14 protein-coding genes are annotated in these 16,009 nt (G+C 57.8%); 5 read left to right on the top strand and 9 right to left on the bottom strand.

Annotated features, from left to right (window positions below; genetic code table 11):
- Window positions 1–60: 60 nt before the first annotated feature.
- The 5 genes from dnaJ to RBB76_RS04380 all read right to left on the bottom strand — a co-directional run bounded on the left by dnaJ (window position 61) and on the right by RBB76_RS04380 (window position 5,093).
- Window positions 61–1,212, bottom strand: coding sequence for a molecular chaperone DnaJ (dnaJ, locus tag RBB76_RS04360; protein WP_429628624.1), 1,152 nt, complete (start codon window positions 1,210–1,212; stop codon window positions 61–63).
- A 224-nt stretch (window positions 1,213–1,436) separates the two neighbouring features.
- Complete coding sequence (locus RBB76_RS04365) at window positions 1,437–2,006, bottom strand: nucleotide exchange factor GrpE (RefSeq protein ID WP_429628623.1); 570 nt, start codon at window positions 2,004–2,006, stop codon at window positions 1,437–1,439.
- A gap of 332 nt (window positions 2,007–2,338) precedes the next feature.
- Entirely contained in the window at window positions 2,339–3,415 is a 1,077-nt protein-coding gene (hrcA, locus tag RBB76_RS04370) for a heat-inducible transcriptional repressor HrcA (RefSeq protein ID WP_429628622.1), read from the bottom strand.
- Window positions 3,416–3,605: 190 nt separating this feature from the next.
- The gene (locus tag RBB76_RS04375; RefSeq protein WP_429628621.1) at window positions 3,606–4,439 is read right to left on the bottom strand and encodes an Mrp/NBP35 family ATP-binding protein; all 834 of its coding nucleotides are present in this window, start codon (window positions 4,437–4,439) and stop codon (window positions 3,606–3,608) included.
- Between the two features lie 132 nt (window positions 4,440–4,571).
- Window positions 4,572–5,093, bottom strand: a complete 522-nt coding sequence (locus RBB76_RS04380) for an acyl-CoA thioesterase (RefSeq protein ID WP_179581726.1) — start codon at window positions 5,091–5,093, stop codon at window positions 4,572–4,574.
- A 104-nt stretch (window positions 5,094–5,197) separates the two neighbouring features.
- Between RBB76_RS04380 and RBB76_RS04385 the strand changes: the two genes are divergently transcribed.
- The 4 genes from RBB76_RS04385 to RBB76_RS04400 all read left to right on the top strand — a co-directional run bounded on the left by RBB76_RS04385 (window position 5,198) and on the right by RBB76_RS04400 (window position 8,888).
- On the top strand, window positions 5,198–5,509 hold the full coding sequence (locus RBB76_RS04385; RefSeq protein ID WP_429628620.1) for a tetratricopeptide repeat protein: 312 nt from the start codon (window positions 5,198–5,200) through the stop codon (window positions 5,507–5,509).
- A gap of 102 nt (window positions 5,510–5,611) precedes the next feature.
- Window positions 5,612–7,147 carry a sigma 54-interacting transcriptional regulator gene (locus RBB76_RS04390; RefSeq protein ID WP_429628619.1) on the top strand — a complete coding sequence of 512 codons (1,536 nt, stop codon included), beginning with the start codon at window positions 5,612–5,614 and terminating at the stop codon, window positions 7,145–7,147.
- Window positions 7,148–7,205: 58 nt separating this feature from the next.
- Window positions 7,206–7,634: a hypothetical protein gene (locus RBB76_RS04395; RefSeq protein WP_429628618.1), complete on the top strand. Its 429-nt coding sequence runs from the start codon at window positions 7,206–7,208 to the stop codon at window positions 7,632–7,634.
- A gap of 9 nt (window positions 7,635–7,643) precedes the next feature.
- Window positions 7,644–8,888 (top strand): vWA domain-containing protein, encoded by a 1,245-nt coding sequence (locus RBB76_RS04400; protein ID WP_429628617.1) that lies wholly within the window; start codon window positions 7,644–7,646, stop codon window positions 8,886–8,888.
- Between the two features lie 25 nt (window positions 8,889–8,913).
- On the opposite strand, the gene RBB76_RS04405 is transcribed toward RBB76_RS04400, so the two are convergent.
- The gene (locus RBB76_RS04405) at window positions 8,914–10,527 is read right to left on the bottom strand and encodes an AsmA-like C-terminal region-containing protein (protein WP_429628616.1); all 1,614 of its coding nucleotides are present in this window, start codon (window positions 10,525–10,527) and stop codon (window positions 8,914–8,916) included.
- A gap of 153 nt (window positions 10,528–10,680) precedes the next feature.
- On the opposite strand from RBB76_RS04405, the gene RBB76_RS04410 reads away from it, so the two are divergent.
- Window positions 10,681–11,790 (top strand): alpha/beta hydrolase family protein, encoded by a 1,110-nt coding sequence (locus RBB76_RS04410; RefSeq protein WP_429628615.1) that lies wholly within the window; start codon window positions 10,681–10,683, stop codon window positions 11,788–11,790.
- Between the two features lie 15 nt (window positions 11,791–11,805).
- Here RBB76_RS04410 and RBB76_RS04415 read toward each other — a convergent pair whose 3' ends face one another.
- The 3 genes from RBB76_RS04415 to RBB76_RS04425 form a co-directional block, all read right to left on the bottom strand.
- Entirely contained in the window at window positions 11,806–13,194 is a 1,389-nt protein-coding gene (locus RBB76_RS04415; protein ID WP_429628614.1) for an amidohydrolase family protein, read from the bottom strand.
- Between the two features lie 87 nt (window positions 13,195–13,281).
- Window positions 13,282–13,830, bottom strand: a complete 549-nt coding sequence (locus RBB76_RS04420; RefSeq protein WP_429628613.1) for an NUDIX domain-containing protein — start codon at window positions 13,828–13,830, stop codon at window positions 13,282–13,284.
- Window positions 13,831–13,859: 29 nt separating this feature from the next.
- The gene (locus RBB76_RS04425) at window positions 13,860–15,992 is read right to left on the bottom strand and encodes a CocE/NonD family hydrolase (RefSeq protein ID WP_429628612.1); all 2,133 of its coding nucleotides are present in this window, start codon (window positions 15,990–15,992) and stop codon (window positions 13,860–13,862) included.
- Window positions 15,993–16,009: the final 17 nt, after the last annotated feature.

Here is a 16,009-nt window from a genome sequence, read left to right on the forward strand (position 1 = left end):
CACTCCGCGTATCGGGTAGCTGACTTGCTGACTGGCTGCATTTAGCTGACTAGCTGGCCCCTAGCTGAAGATATCCTTCACCTTATCAAACAGCCCACGCGACGTCGGGGTATTCTCCACCACCATCGTCTCGCTCAACTGCTTCAACAAGTCCCTCTGCTGCTTATTCAGCTTGCCCGGCGTCTGCACGCGAATCTCCACGATCAGGTCGCCCTTCCCATGCGAGTTCAGATGCGGCACGCCCTTGCCCTTCAGCTTGAACGCCTTCCCGCTCTGCGTCCCCTCGGGAATCTTGATCGTAGCTGCACCTTCAAGCGTCTGAATCTCGAGCTCCGTCCCCAGCGCCGCCTGCGGAAACGAGATCGGCATCACGCAATGCAGATCATCGCCATCGCGCTCGAAGAACTTATGCGCCTTCACGCTCAGCACAACATACAGATCACCCGCAGGCCCGGCGAACTTACCCGACTCGCCCTCACCCTGGTAGCGTATCCGCGTATCCTGCTCCACGCCCGCCGGCACCTTCACCAGAATCGTGTGCTCTGTGTTCACGCGCGTCTCGCCCTGGCACGTCTTGCATGGGTCAACGATCAGCGTCCCCGTCCCTCCACACACCGAGCAGGTCCGCGCCACCGAAAAGAACCCCTGCTGAAATCTTTGCTGCCCGCGCCCGCCGCACTGCGTACAAGTCACCGGAGCCTTACCCTTCGCCGCACCCGAGCCCTTGCAATCAATGCAAGTCTCCATCCGCCGAATGGTGATCTCCTTCTCCTTGCCGAAGACTGCCTCCTCGAACTCGAGCTTCATGTCGTACCGCAGATCGCGCCCACGCTGCACTCGCGAAGCCTGCTGACGGCCATTCCCGCCCATGTTGAACATCTCGCCGAACAGATCGCCGAAGATATCCCCCAGGTCCTGCGCATTGCCGCTAAACCCACCGCCAAACGGACCACCGGCCCCGCCGCCGCCATTCTGAAACGCAGCATGGCCATACCGGTCATACGCCGCGCGCTTCTCCGGATCGCTCAACACGGAGTAAGCCTCGCCGCACTCTTTGAACTTCTCTTCCGCAGAAGGATTGTTCGGGTTCCGGTCCGGGTGATACTGCATCGCGAGCTTGCGATACGCAGTCTTCAACTCCTGGTCGTTCGCATCTCGCGAAACACTCAACACTTCGTAGTAGTCAACCTTCGTCACGTTTGCCGTCGCCATGTCCCTGAAATCTTTCCTAATCTATGCAGTCTGATCGATGTGCCAACAAAACATGCTCACCGCACTACTGTCTGCAACATTCAACCGATACAGTCTTGCACCTGAAACTCTGCTAACTTGGCACTGAAAACTCTGCTAAAAAAATGTCATTTCGACCGAAGGCGACGTATTTGTCGCCGCAGTGGAGAAACCCGCTTCTCCACCGCCTCGGCCAATACACAAACCTAATCCGCAACCTGATCCGGATTCGCCGCAATCCTCACCAACGCCGGACGCAAAAGCTTCTCGCGAATCTTATACCCCCGCCGAATCTCTTCCAGCACCTGGTGGTCCGGAAACTCCTTAGTTTCGATGCTCCCCAAGGCCTCGTGGATTCGGGGGTCAAACTGCGTCCCAACCGTCTCAACCGCCTGCACATTCAGCCCCTTCAGCGCATCTTCCATCTGCTTCAGAATCAGCTCCACACCGCCGCGCAGTTGTTCCGCCGTACCATTCGCCTTCAGCGCCAGCTGAAAGTTATCCATCACGCCCAGAAACGGTTCGACCGTGTTCGAAACGGTATAGTCCCGCGAGTCGGCCCGCTCCTTCACTTCGCGCTTGCGCGCATTATCGAATTCGGCCTGCAGCCTCGCCAGCCGATCCAGCAGCTGATCGCGCTCGCCCTTCACCTGCTCCAACTCCGCCTGAGCGGGGTTCATCTCACTAACCGGCTCAACCTCAGAACCCACAGCCACCTCCGGGTCAACAACTCCCTGCCCGTTCATCTCATCCTGCATCTCTTTAGAACTCCTCATCGGATTACCTCTTCTATTGTTGCCCATTCGGGCCCATCGCGCGAACTGGTCCTTGGCGTTCATCGCGAAAATCCTCTGCCAACCGTTCCAACTTCGAACGTCCCCACCTCAAGCCTTTTCAAAACCCACCCCGCTCACAACCGGCTAAAAATAAATCTCCAAAACGTGGCACTTTTTCCGAGGCCCAAAAAGTGACGTCCAAAACACCACATCCACCACGCAAAACACCACGCCTACACCACAAATTCACCACGTCCAAACACCCTATTTTCTCAAAAACCCCAGCAAAAACCACTCCCCCACCACGCCCAGAAAAAAATCACCATCAAAATTTAATCAACAGGATGCAACATCCGATCGAAGACCTGCGCAATATAACTCACCGCATTCATCGTGTTTTCGTAGTGCATCCGCTTCGGCCCAATCACGCCAACGGTCCCGCGGCTCTCGCCGCCCATCCGCGCCGGCGCCGCAATCAGCACAAGTCCCGCCATTTCAGGAGCTTGCTCCTCCAGATCAAACACCACCCTCACGCTCTCCTGCCGCGCATCGATGTAAGCATTCAACAACTCCACTAACCGTTGCTTCGCTTCAAGCGCCGTCAACACCTCCCGTAACCTCTCCCTATCCTCTTGAGAACCAACGAGATTCGCCACGCCATCCACATAAACTGTCTGTACCGGCACCCCCGCCTCAGGCACCGCTTTCACCCAAAGCTGCTGCACAGAGTTCAGCAGCCGCTGATACTCGCTCTGCTCCCGCTCGACCATCCGGGCAATCTCCGCCCGCACCCGCTCCACGCTCCACCCACGAAAATTCTCATTCAAAAAATTAGCCGCGACTTCTAACTCCCCTACTGTCAAGTCTTTATCCAGAGCTAATACCCGATCCCGCACCAACCCGCTCCGCGTCACAACCACAGCCAACACCCGAGCCGCAGCCAACCGCGAAAAATGCACATGCTCCAGCATGTCCCCATCCGCCGCCGCCGCAATCGCCACACCCACCCCACTCGACAGCGTAGCCAGTACATGCGACGTCCGTTCCAGCACCGCCTGAGTCCCCGCAACTCCAACAAAACTCGAGTCAATCTGCGACCGTGACCGCGCAGACAACCGCGCCGCATCAATCCGCGGATTTACCCCACCACTCAACTGCTCCACAAACATCCGAAATGCACGAGCCGTCGGCACCCGACCAGCCGACGTATGAGGCTGTTCCAGCAGTCCCGCATCGGCCAACTCCGCCATCTCATTCCGCACCGTCGCCGGACTAAGCCCCGCACTTTCACCATGTTGCAGTCGGGCAATGGTGCCCGAGCCCACAGGCTCACCCGTCTCAATATAGCTCTCAATAATGGCCGTCAGAATAGCTCTCTGCCGCGCCGTGACCCGCTCCGCATCCGCCATTCTTCCCTCCACCTATAACTTTACGCCAGCCGTCAAGCCACTACCCGACCAACGGAAGCACCGACACGGTTCGAAAGGTTTTTGAAAGGTATACAAGTCACGAAGTGACCGCCCAACCGGGGTCCCCGCAAACAGGTCCTCATTTGAGGGGTGGCTTGGCGCAGCGGGCCCGTCCGGCAGGAACAAGTTTTTACGAGATCTCCAGCACATCCGTATCCTTCGCTGCAATCTCCTTCGCCTTCTCCGCAACCTTCGCCGCTATCCGATAGAAATCCTTCGCAAGCTTCGAATCCGGCCCCGCCAATGCAACCGGCATACCTTTATCTCCGCCTTCGCGAATCTGCGGATCAAGCTCCACGGCGCCAAGAAACTCCAGCCCAAACTGCGCCGCCGTCCGCTCCGTTCCGCCCGCGCCAAACACGTCAATCACCTGCCCATCCGGCAGCGTCATCTGCGACATATTCTCCACCAGGCCGATCACCTCAACCTTCACCTGGTGAAACATCTCGAGCGCCTTCCGCGCATCCTGCAGCGCCACGCCCGATCCCGTCGACACCACCACAGCCCCGGTCAGAGGCACTGTCTGCACCAACGAAATCACCACATCGCCCGTCCCCGGAGGAAGATCGACAATCAGATAATCCAACTCTCCCCACTCCACCTGCTGCAGAAACTGTCGAATAATCTGGTGCAGCATCGGCCCACGCATCACCATCGGCTTATCGCCAGGCGAAATCAGCCCCACAGAAATAAACTTCACCCCATACGACAGAATCGGCTCAATCCGGTTCTCGCCGACAATATTCGGCTGCCGCGTCACGCCCAGCATCATCGGCACATTCGGCCCATAGATATCGGCATCGATCAACCCTACCCGATACCCCAGCTTACTCAGTGAAACTGCCAGGTTTACCGCAACCGTTGTCTTCCCCACTCCACCCTTACCACTTCCAATCGCTACAACGTGTGCCACACCAGGCAATGGCTGTGGCCCCTGCGGTGCTCCCGCTCCCATATGTCCCATAACCCTCTCCTATTTTTGAACTTTCCTAAACCGTGTCATCCTGAGCGAAGCGACTCACGGTCTCATCGTGAGTCGCGCAGTCGAAGGACCTGTAGTTTCTTCAGATGTAACGACGAATCCGACTGGCCCTCATCAAACATGCCATCCAGCCCCTAAAGCAGCCCGCATCTCTTTCTTCCTCTGCGTCTCTCCCGCGCGCATCTCCCTGCGCCGTCCCGCATCTTCGAACCTGCGCTTCTGATGTTCCGTCTCCGGCACCACCTGAGGCACCACCAGCCGATTTCCTTCACGATCCACCGCCACAAATGTCAGGTAAGCCGAAGAGACATGCCGCAACCTCTGTTCCCGCACATCCTCCACCATCACCCGCACGCCAATCTCCATCGATGTTCGAAACGCCCGGTTCACACTCGCCTTCAAGATCAGCAACTCCCCAACCCGCACGGGAGCAACAAAGTCCAGATGATCCATGCTCGCCGTCACCGTAAATGCTCGCGCATGCCGGCTGGCAGCCATAGCACCAACCAGATCGATGTACTGCATCAAACGCCCGCCAAACAGGCTCCCCAGCGCATTCGAGTCCGCCGGCAACACAATCTCACTACGTTCCGACTGCGACTCCGCCACTGTCCGCTCTAAAACCAAATCACTCATTCCTACAAGTCTAAATCGCCACAACGCTATCTGCCGAAGACAAGCCACCTCAACCCAAATCACAAAACTTGCCAACCCCACCCCCAACACAGCACCATCGATTCATGGACAAGATCGCCGCTCTCACCGAAATCCTCACTGCCGACCCCACCAACGCCTTCGCCCGCTACGGCCTAGCCATGGAGCACATCAGCCAGGGCAACACCGACACCGCCCTCGCAGAATTCACCACCCTCATCCAGCACAATCCTGACTACGTCCCCGCCTACCAGATGTCCGCCCAGACGCTTGCCAAACTAGGTCGCACCAAAGAGGCCCTCAACCGCCTCCATCATGGAATCGCAACCGCCAATCGCGCCAACAACCAGCACGCCCTTGCCGAAATGGAAGCCCTCCGCGACGATCTCACCACCTGATCCCGCAGAAACGCCTCTGCTTTCCCATCGAAATTTCAGGCGCATTTGTTCATGCGCAGAGCCTCTGAACCTTTGATCCCCGCCAAACATCTATACTTAGACATGGCGACCTCACTCCCGACCACTCTAGGCTCCCTCCGCGCCAGCGAATTCACCCCAGCCCGTCTTGCTCGCAGCGTCAAAGACGAGCTTCGCGAGAATCTCATCGCGAAACTGCGCGCCTCCGCGAAGTCAAAGGCCCCCCTCTTCCCCGGCATCGTCGGTTACGAGGACACAGTCGTACCCCAGATCGTCAACGCTGTCCTCAGCAAGCACAACTTCATCCTCCTCGGCCTCCGCGGCCAAGCCAAATCCCGCATCCTCCGCTCACTCACCACGCTGCTCGACCCACACTGCCCTTACATTGCTGGCTCCGAGATCCGCGACAATCCCTACGCGCCCATCTCGAAGTTCAGCCGCGACCTCATCGCCAAAATGGGCGAAGAAACTCCCATCGCATGGATGACGCCAGACGACCGCTTCGTCGAAAAGCTCGCGACACCCGACGTCACCGTAGCCGACCTCGTCGGAGACATCGACCCCATCAAGGCCGCGCGCAGCAATCAGGATCTCGGCAGCGAGCTCACCATGCACTACGGCCTGCTCCCCCGCGCCAACCGTGGCATCTTCGCCATCAACGAAATCCCCGACCTCGCCGGAAAAATCCAAGTAGCTCTCTTCAACATCATGCAGGAGGGCGACGTCCAGATTAAGGGCTATCCAGTTCGCCTCCCGCTCGACGTAGCCATCGTGTTCTCCGCCAACCCCGAGGACTACACCGCTCGCGGCAAGATCGTCACACCACTCAAAGACCGCATCGGCAGCGAGATCCGCACTCACTACCCCGAGGACGTCGAAGAGGGCATCACGATCACCGCGCAGGAAGCCTGGTCCACACGTCCTGCCTCCAAGATCGAAATCCCCCACTACATCCGCCAGATCGTCGAGCAGATCGCCTTCACCGCACGCGAGGACAAGAAGGTAGACAAGCGTAGCGGCGTCTCTCAGCGACTCCCCATCAGCACCATGGAGCTCGTCATCTCAAACGCCGAGCGGCGCGCCCTCCTCCACGACGAAACCATCGCAGTCCCCCGCGTAGGCGACATCTACACCGCGCTCCCCGGCATCAGCGGCAAGATCGAACTCGAGTACGAAGGCGAGATGCGCGGCGCCGACACCGTCATCCGCGAGATCATCCGCCAATCGGTAGCCACCGTCTTCGATAAATACTTCGCCAACACTAACACCCAGCAGATCGAGCAGTGGTTCAACCTCGGCGGCACCGTTCAACTCAACGATGAGCAACCCGCCAGCGGCTCCCTCGAAGAGCTCAAGCAGATTCAGGGCCTCATCGAAAAACTCTCACCGCTCGAGATCAACTCAAAATCCAAACCTGAGATCGCCGTAAGCGCCGCCGAGTTTCTCCTCGAAGGGATGTACGCCCACAAGCGTCTCAGCCGCACCGAAGAGCGCGCCTTCAGCGCTGCAGAAAAGAAATCCCGCAACGACCAGGCTTCGCAATACGCCGAACGCATGCGCGAACGCGAGATCGACCGCGAAGAAGCTGCCCGCAGCCGCACCCGCCGTGGCTTCAATTAACCACAGCCGCTTCTGAGGAAGACCGCATAAACTCGAGTCTTCCACAATCGGCCTGTACATGGATCCCATGCTCCTGACCTCCACACTCGCGCTCATCGCACTTGCAGTTCCGCCGGAAAAGCCGCGCCCTCATATCTCCCCCACCCAACTCAACGACATCGCCACCATCCTCGCCCACGACGAAGGCTGGCCCCTGGGCGACCCCGACTACACGCTCGACCCCATGCATCCCGACACCGACGACGGCTTCGACAGCATAGGCATCTACAAAAAGGCTCACCTCGTCCGCATGTACTCCGTCGACCGAACCACAGGTCAGATAGTCGACTTCCTCCGCGGCTGCGAAGTCTTTCGCTTCGACGACATCAAATCCTTCCAATCGAAGATCAGGCAGCAATCACAAGCGCCCGCTCTCACCGACCAGCAACTCGCAGCGAAAGCAGGCTGCTCGAAACTCACCGTCGTCAACACCCGCTGGGTCCACTAGGTCCAAACTATGAAGCGCGTCCGATACACAAAGTTCACCGGCGACCTCGCCTCCTCCTTCGGCCTCGAAGACCTCATGCAGGCTCTCTCCGACTTCCTGCTCGACTCCGGCTTCAACGACCCTATGTCGCGCTTCCAGGAGTTCGACGGCGATCAGACCATGGAGAACCTCCGCGAGGCCATCCGCCAGGCCCTCGACTCCGGCGAACTCTTCGACGACGAAGCCCAGGAAAAATACGAAGCACTCTCCGAAGATCAGGTAGAAGAACTCATCGACCAGATCATCCAGAAGATGCAGGAGCAGAACTACATCAACGCCGAGATGCCCGAACAAGGCCAGGGCGAACAAGGCGACGGCAACGGTGAAGCCCGCTTCGAGGTCACCGACAAGGGCATGGACTTCCTCGGCTACAAAGCCCTCCGCGAACTCCTCGGCCCACTCGGCAAATCCAACCTTGGCCGCCACGACACCCGTCACGAAGCCGCCGGCGTCGAAACCAACGGCAGCAGCAAGCTCTATGAGTTCGGCGACACCCTCAACCTCGACATCACCGCCACCCTCTCCAGCGTCTTCGCCCGCGAGGGTCTAGCCACTGCTATCGAGGGAGAAGAGCACGCCCCACTCAACATCTATCACTCCGACGTCCACGTCCACCAGTCCGACTACCAGTCCTCCTGCGCCACCGTCGTCCTGCTCGACTGCTCCCACTCCATGATCCTCTACGGCGAAGATCGTTTCACCCCCGCCAAGCGCGTCGCGATGGCCCTCTCGCATCTCATCCGCACGCAGTTCCCCGGCGACACCCTCAACCTCGTTCTCTTCCACGACACCGCCGAAGAGATCCCCGTCTCGCAACTCTCCCGCGTCAAGGTCGGCCCGCACTACACCAACACCCGCGAAGGCCTACGCATGGCGCAGCGCATCCTCGCCCGTCAGAATAAAGACATGAAGCAGATCGTCATGATCACCGACGGCAAACCCTCGGCCCTCACCCTCCCCGACGGCCGCATCTACAAGAACGCCTTCGGCCTCGACCCACTCGTCATCTCCGAGACCCTCGAAGAAGTCTCCCGCTGCAAACGCGCCAACATCATGATCAACACCTTCATGCTCGCCAGCGACTTCTCCCTCATGCAGTTTGTCCAGCAGGTCAGCGCGATGTGCCGTGGCAAAGCCTACTTCACCACTCCACAAAATCTCGGCAACTATCTCCTGATGGACTTCATGTCCCGCCGAATGAAAACTGTCCACTAAACCAGCAAGGCTGCTACAGACCAACCTACTTGCCACTTTGCTCTTCCCTGTCCTTCTTCCCCTTGTGCCCGAGGTCCAACCCAAACTTCGGCGCAGACCTAGTCCCACTCACCTTCACAGGGATCACCGCACCCGCGCCATCTTTCTTGAAAAACGGATCCACAGGCTTCAGCAGGATCGACTTCCACTTCGAAGCCACCATCTGCGACACCCTCGCCTTCGTGCGCACCTTTCCCTCAAACTCGAACCGTTCTCCATTCAACGTGTACTCTCCCGCAAGCGACACATCGGCTCCCGGCAACGTGTAGTCCAGCTTGTTAAAACTAAGCTTCCCATCCGCCATCACAAACTGCCCCACCATCTGCGAGTAGACATCTTCCGCACCCGGCTTCGCAGCCTTTGGATCGCCCTGCGCGCGCAGACTCAACATATCTACCTTGTCCTCCACTTCAGGATTCGTGAAGTGAATCTGCCTTAGCGTAAACCCACCTTTCAATCCGATCTTCTTCGAAACGCTCTCCGGCCCCGGGCGAATATGCAGCTTCGTCTTCATCTGCAACCTTCCAGTCATCACGACGGGCGATGTCTTCACTGCAAGCTGTAAAAAGTCTTGAATCTGCCCGGCAGGAATGTTCACATCCAGATCAATCGTGTGCCCCTTCCCCTTAATATTCACCACAGCCCCGCTGCAAGTGAAATCCGATCCACCCAATCGCGCATCCACCGGCTGCAGATAAGTGTCCCCACTGGTTCCATCCACAATTGCATGAAACTTCGTATGCAACGGAACGCCATGATTCGCTGTATCCAGCGAAAAATTCGGCGTCTCTGTCGTCCCGTCCACAACGATCTTGTTCAACTGCCCACTAAACTCACCGACCGAAGACAGCATTCCGCCAATACCTTTGATCGTATTCAAGTCCACGTGGTCAAACGTATAGCGCCCAGTCACACTCGAGTCACCGGGACTATCGTTATTCCACGGCCCAAACGTCCCCGTCGCATGAATATCGCCCTTCGGAATCGCATTCACCAGCGTCGCGTCATATTTCCACGGCTCATCCGGTCCAACGTTCCGCATCACAATGCGGCTCATCTCAAAGTCCTTCGGATCCTTGTCCGGCTTGATCGTCCCAATGATCAGCTTCGAATCATCAAACACAATCTCATCCACCAAGATCTTGATCTTGCCAATATGCCTTTGTCCCTTCGGTGCCTGCTGTCGCATCTCGCGTGGCGGAATATGAATTGCCATGTCTTTCACATACACGGTCCCAACACGCATCGGCTTAACAAACAGCCCCAACAGATTTGCATGAAACGAAAAATGCCCCAGCGCGATCAGTGGATCCTTGGCCCCTGCCGCGACCACCTCATCCTCAGGATAGATCCGCAATCCATCGCCCGAAACTTCAAGTCCCTTCAGTACCGAGACCGAAAACCCATCCATCTCCACCCTGCTGTTGAAGCGCGCACTTAGCGTCTCGATCACCCGACCCTTCAGAATCGGCATGGCCCGATGCACCATAATCTCGCCGATCACCGCGAGAACAATCACAGCAATCAGCAGCGAAATCAAAACCCAGCCCCACACACCGCGATGCTTCGCAATCTTCGGATCGCTCACAATTCCATTCATACTTTTTTCTTTCATCACAACGTACGTGATATTTTTTGATGCCGAAAAGCTATAAAACGTTCCATGCAAGGGCATTCAATCTAAGGCAACACTGCAGAATCCCCGCCTGCAATAAAAACCATCCTGCCGCAGCAGATTAAGTTACGTTTATCCGTGCCACTAAAGCCCCGCATCGTCGATCTCGTTCTTCTGCTCCTCCTTCTGGCGTCTTCCGCACAAGCAGTGCAGATGCGCGAAGAGCCCACGCATATCCCCTGGACTCAAGCGGCGCCTAACGGTCTCACCGCGCTCCTCGTCTATGCCGACCTTCCCGGCAAACATCCCCTCGTCGTCATCACCCACGGAACCTCCCGTGAGCTCGAACCGCGCAACAACATCACTCCCTGGCTATTCCTCCCCCAGGCTCGCTGGTTTGCTCGCCGCGGCTTCGTTGCCCTCGTCGTCATACGTCGTGGTTATGGTTCTTCCGGCGGCAAACCCGACTACCTCGGCAACGGCCGTTGCCCCCAGATCGACTACGAGGGCGCCGCCCGCAAATCCGCCGAAGATCTCCGCATCGCCATCGACTTCGGCAGCAAGCTCCCTCAGGTCGACCCCACTCGAGTCCTCGCCGTCGGTATCTCCACCGGCGGCATGGCCACCGTCGCTCTCACGGCCAACGCTCCCGAAAATCTAGTCGCAGCCATCAACTTTGCCGGTGGCCGCGGATCAAATGCCGACCATCAGATATGCAACTCCGAAGCTCTGGTCGACGCCTATCGCGACTTCGGCCGGCATTCGCGCACGCCGATGCTCTGGATCTACGCCGACAACGACAAATACTTCTGGCCAGAGATCGCCCAGCAGTTCGACGCCGCCTTCCGTTCCACCGGCGGACAGGACCAGTTCCTCCGCGCTCCAGCCTTCGGCGAAGACGGCCATACCCTCTTCAGCCATGGCATTCCCATCTGGTCTCCCATGATCGACGACTTCCTCAAAGCACACGACCTTGTACTTCTCCCGCAGCCGCTTCCCGAGATCGCTCCCCCCAACATTCCACCGCCTGCAGGCCTCTCCGACCGCGGCCAGCAAGCCTTTCGTGGCTATCTCACCCTCGGCCCGCACAAAGCCTTCGCTCTCTCAGCCCATCACTACGCCTCTTCGGTCGCACAGATGACCTCTGACGACGCACGCAAAGACGCTCTCAAAAACTGCAATCGTCTCGCCGCACCGGACAAAGAAACCTGCAGCATCGCCTTCGAAGAGAACTCGCCTGCAAATTAATTACGAAGTAACCGACTACTTCACTCGCCCCGGCAAATCAACGATGTTGTGACCATCGTGGTACACCGCAAAGATCCTCTGCGTATTTCGAATATCAATTAGCGGATCAGCATCCAAAACCAAAAGATCTGCCCGCTTTCCGACCGCAATCGTCCCACGGTCGCTCGCATGCAGCAGCTTCGCATTCTCTCCCGTGGCCGCCGTAATCGCCTGCATGGGAGTAAGCCCTGCTCTCACCATCAACACAAGCTCATGATGCTCAGCGAACCCAGGAATGCGCCCAGGCAACGCGCCTGAATCCGTTCCAAACGCAACCTTCACTCCCGCATCAAACAGCTTCTTCAGATTCTGCTGCCCAATCTCGAAGTCTTTCTGATGCTGCGCCGTCTGCGGATCCTGCCTGATCTTCTCCGTGTACCCTGGCGCCGCAAACTTCGCCATCAGCTTCGGTCCCGCAGCCTGTTGAAAGAAAGGCGTCTTCATAAACGCCGGATTCTCCGCGTAGATATACGCTGATTCATCCACCGTAAACGTCGGCACATACCAGACATCGTGCTGCTTCATCGATCGCACAAACGCATCATCCACCACCTGGTCCCGCACCGAATGCGCCAGCACATCCACCCCATCGGCGACCAGCTGTTTCGCATCATCCAGCGAATACACATGCGCCGCCACCCGCACATGCCGCTTATGCGCTTCATCGATCACAGCTTTATAGATCTCCGGCGACATCTCCGGAACTTTGCCATGCAGCTTATCCACCCAGATCTTGATAAAGTCCACGCGCTGCGCCGCCATCTCATCCACATCACTCCGCGCTTCCTTCACCGACGCGGGACGAAAGATCTGGTCCGTCGCCGCAGGCAGGGGAGGCGCCCCATCAGGCACTCCAATCCCCCGCCCCGCAGTAAAGATCGAAGCCCCACCCAGTCGTCCCGCCTGTTGCTCATCCCGCAACACAAACACCAGATCGCGATTCAGCCCAAGCGATAGAATCGCAGTCACCCCATACCGCTCAAACTGCTTCAACTGTGCGGTCACATTCTCGCGGGTATATCCGCTCGCAGACGACTCGGCATCATCCACAATCAACCCAAGGTGAGAGTGCGCGCTGATCAATCCCGGCAACACTGTCTTCCCTGTCAGATCGCGAACCTGTGCCCCCGCCGGCGGCGCCATCTCCGTCCCCCCGATCTGTTCGATCTTTCCATCACGCAGCAACAGGGAAACATGCTCCCGCGGCGCGGCGCCAGTCCCATCAATCACCCGCGCATTTCGCAGCAACACCACTTTTTGCTCAGGAGTCTGCCGCCCCGGAGCCTGCGGCGTAGTGACAATCTGCGCCAGCCCCGAAAATCCACTTACGAAGATCGTAATGAAAAGGTAGATCGATCGCAGCATGATGGCTTTATTAGATGCAAATACGGAACGCGAAGCCCCGGCGACTGACCATACTCCCTCAACAAGCCGTTAGCAACACCAACCCATCTAACGTCGCTCTCGCCACAGCCGGTACAACCCCCACGCCGCAACCGAGCAGTTGTCTACGATCGTCCCGTCCACAATCATCTCCTCGAAAGCTCGCACGCTGACCCGCTTCACTAACAAATCGCTCTCCTCCGCATCGGGGCTAGGCTCCCCCATCGTCAGCCCCTCAGCCAGAAACACATATTGCCTTTGATTCATCACTCCGTACGCAATCTGCAGTGTCGACAGCAGCGTCATCCGCTCCGCCGCCAACCCCGTCTCTTCCCGCAACTCCCCCCGTGCCAGATCCTCGGGCACCACCTCCGCTACCTCCCATCCTCCTTGCGGAAACTCCCAGTGTCGTGCCCCCACCGTATAGCGAAACTGCTCAATCAAATAAACAAACTCTCCTTCCGCCGTCTCCACGAGTGGAATCACGATGCAAGCCGGATCTTTATCGATCACCCCATAGATGCCGCGCTTGCCATTCGCGCGTTCAATCACATCTTCCCGCACGCGCGTCCAGGGATTCCGGTAAACCTCCCGGCTACTAATCGTCTTGATCGTCACAACACCCCCATCCGCATTCACCCCTCTGCTTACTCGGGAGTTAAAAACTCCAGATGCGACGGATACTTCTCCGACCCATAAATCGAAATCGTCTGCTCGCGATACGCGCTCTTTGGAGCCGTCATGATATTCGGCACAAACGTCTGTGGGTTCCGGTCATACAGCGGAAACCAACTAGACTGCACCTCCACCATCATCCTGTGCCCCTTCAAGAAGGTGTGATCCGCGCCATGCAGGCTCCACTTGTACTCCGTCACCTTTCCCGGGGTTACCGCTTCGGGCGTCTCAAAACTCTTCTGATATCGCCCGCGAAATATCTCATCCACGATCATCAGCTGATACCCCGCCAACGGCGCCGGCGCATCATCCGGATAAACATCGATCAGCTTCACCACAAAGTCCCCATCCGTCCCCGTCGTCGACGCAAACAGATCCGCGACAACATCCCCGGTTACCGTGACATCCTTGTCGAGCACAGGAGATGAAAAATTCACTAAATCCTTCCGCCCGCTCACAAACCTCTGATCCTCCACCAGCCACGTTCGCCACTTCGACCCGTCCCCATACGTCGACTGGATCGGGCGATTACGATAAGGCACCGGATTCGCAGGATCAGCGACGTAGCTAACCGCAGCCTTGCCGCCAACTCCACCTGCCGCAGGCGCCCCCTCCATCTCCAGACCGCCATCCGCCGTCAGATAGAGCTTCGCTTCTTTGAAGCCTTGCTTCGGTGGCCACGCCTCATACCGCTCCCACTGGTTCACACCGGTCCTGAAGCTGGCCACACCGGTCAAATCGAATCCTGCCCGCCCCTTCAGATACTTCTCAAAAAAAGGCGCTTCAATCGTCTTCCTGTACTGATCCCCCGTCGCCGCCCCAAAATCCAATACTCCAAGATGCCGCGTCGTCGGCCCCCATCCCCCATGGTTCCAGGGCCCCAGCACCATGAACACTTCATCCTTCGTATCATGCGGCTTCAGCGCAGCATACTCTGCCTGCGTCCCCCACATATCTTCCTGATCCCACCATCCCCCCACCTCAAGCGTCGGCACCTCAACCTTCGTCAGGTGTTTCTCCACCGCCATATCCTGCCAGAACTTTGTATAAGCAGGTTGAGTCAAGAACACCTTCGCTGTCGGCAGCTTCTCCATCTTTGCAGCATCCGCAGCACCAGCGAAGTTCACATTATGCAGAAAGAAATCAAACGTATCTTCCTTGCTGTCCACCCGCGCATCCGTCTTTTGTGCCTCTAACTGTTGCACATAGTCGAATCCATACGTCTCGCGAAACGCGCCATTATGAAAGAAGTCATCTCCCATCCAAACATTCGTCATCGGAGCCTGCGGCGAGATCGCCTTCACCGCCGGATGAGCATCGATCCCCGCCGACATCGCCAGAAACCCCGGATACGAAACCCCAAGTGCTCCCACCTTGCCGTTGTTATTCGGCACATTTTTCAATAGCCAATCAATCGTGTCCCGCGTATCCGTCGTCTCATCCACATCGTTCTTCGTCGTGTGGGCAACAATCGCGCGGTTCATCACAAACTTTCCCTCGGACTCGTACCGTCCGCGAATATCCCCGAACACGAAGATGTATCCACTCGCCGCCAGTTCCGGCTTACTTCCGTTCACTGCAGCCGACGAAACCCACGAAGTGCCATACGGAGTCCTCTGCATCAAAAACGGCAGCGCCTCCCCACTAGTCTCCGACCCCGCCGGCCGCAGAATGACTACATGCAGCTTGACCCCGTCCCGCACAGGAATCATTGCCTCACTGCGCGTGTATTCGCTGAAGTGATTCAGTCGCACCCCCACATCGCTGAAGCGCTCCTCCTTCCTCACAACGCTCTGTTCCGAACGCTCACCAAACGTGCTCGTCAAAGCAGACACTTTGCCAGCTGCGTCCCGTGCAAACACCACTCGCAGCCCATGCGCAACGTAATGATCAGCCGACTCTGCCTGCAACTCAATCCGCGGCTCCCGCGCCCCTTCGATAAATAACTTGTCCCCATCCAGGTACACCGAACTCACGACATCCGGCTCCGTTGTATCGCGATACTGCCCCACGTACTCATTCACCCGCCCCGCCGGCAACGCGATCGCATGCGTCTTCTCCGCTGGCTGAACTCCTTGCGCACCAAGCACTGCGGCCGAAGCCATGATCCATCCAGAAAAAA

It is taken from the genome of Tunturiibacter psychrotolerans, assembly GCF_051013365.1.
Taxonomy (GTDB): Bacteria; Acidobacteriota; Terriglobia; order Terriglobales; family Acidobacteriaceae; genus Edaphobacter; species Edaphobacter psychrotolerans_A.

Bases quoted from the DNA above. Each gene is read 5' to 3' on its own strand.
- dnaJ (WP_429628624.1), bottom strand. From the start codon at position 1,212: ATGGCGACGGCAAACGTGACGAAGGTTGACTACTACGAAGTGTTGAGT.
- RBB76_RS04365 (WP_429628623.1), bottom strand. From the start codon at position 2,006: ATGAGGAGTTCTAAAGAGATGCAGGATGAGATGAACGGGCAGGGAGTT.
- hrcA (WP_429628622.1), bottom strand. From the start codon at position 3,415: ATGGCGGATGCGGAGCGGGTCACGGCGCGGCAGAGAGCTATTCTGACG.
- RBB76_RS04375 (WP_429628621.1), bottom strand. From the start codon at position 4,439: ATGGGACATATGGGAGCGGGAGCACCGCAGGGGCCACAGCCATTGCCT.
- RBB76_RS04380 (WP_179581726.1), bottom strand. From the start codon at position 5,093: ATGAGTGATTTGGTTTTAGAGCGGACAGTGGCGGAGTCGCAGTCGGAA.
- RBB76_RS04385 (WP_429628620.1), top strand. From the start codon at position 5,198: ATGGACAAGATCGCCGCTCTCACCGAAATCCTCACTGCCGACCCCACC.
- RBB76_RS04390 (WP_429628619.1), top strand. From the start codon at position 5,612: ATGGCGACCTCACTCCCGACCACTCTAGGCTCCCTCCGCGCCAGCGAA.
- RBB76_RS04395 (WP_429628618.1), top strand. From the start codon at position 7,206: ATGGATCCCATGCTCCTGACCTCCACACTCGCGCTCATCGCACTTGCA.
- RBB76_RS04400 (WP_429628617.1), top strand. From the start codon at position 7,644: ATGAAGCGCGTCCGATACACAAAGTTCACCGGCGACCTCGCCTCCTCC.
- RBB76_RS04405 (WP_429628616.1), bottom strand. From the start codon at position 10,527: ATGAATGGAATTGTGAGCGATCCGAAGATTGCGAAGCATCGCGGTGTG.
- RBB76_RS04415 (WP_429628614.1), bottom strand. From the start codon at position 13,194: ATGCTGCGATCGATCTACCTTTTCATTACGATCTTCGTAAGTGGATTT.
- RBB76_RS04425 (WP_429628612.1), bottom strand. From the start codon at position 15,992: ATGGCTTCGGCCGCAGTGCTTGGTGCGCAAGGAGTTCAGCCAGCGGAG.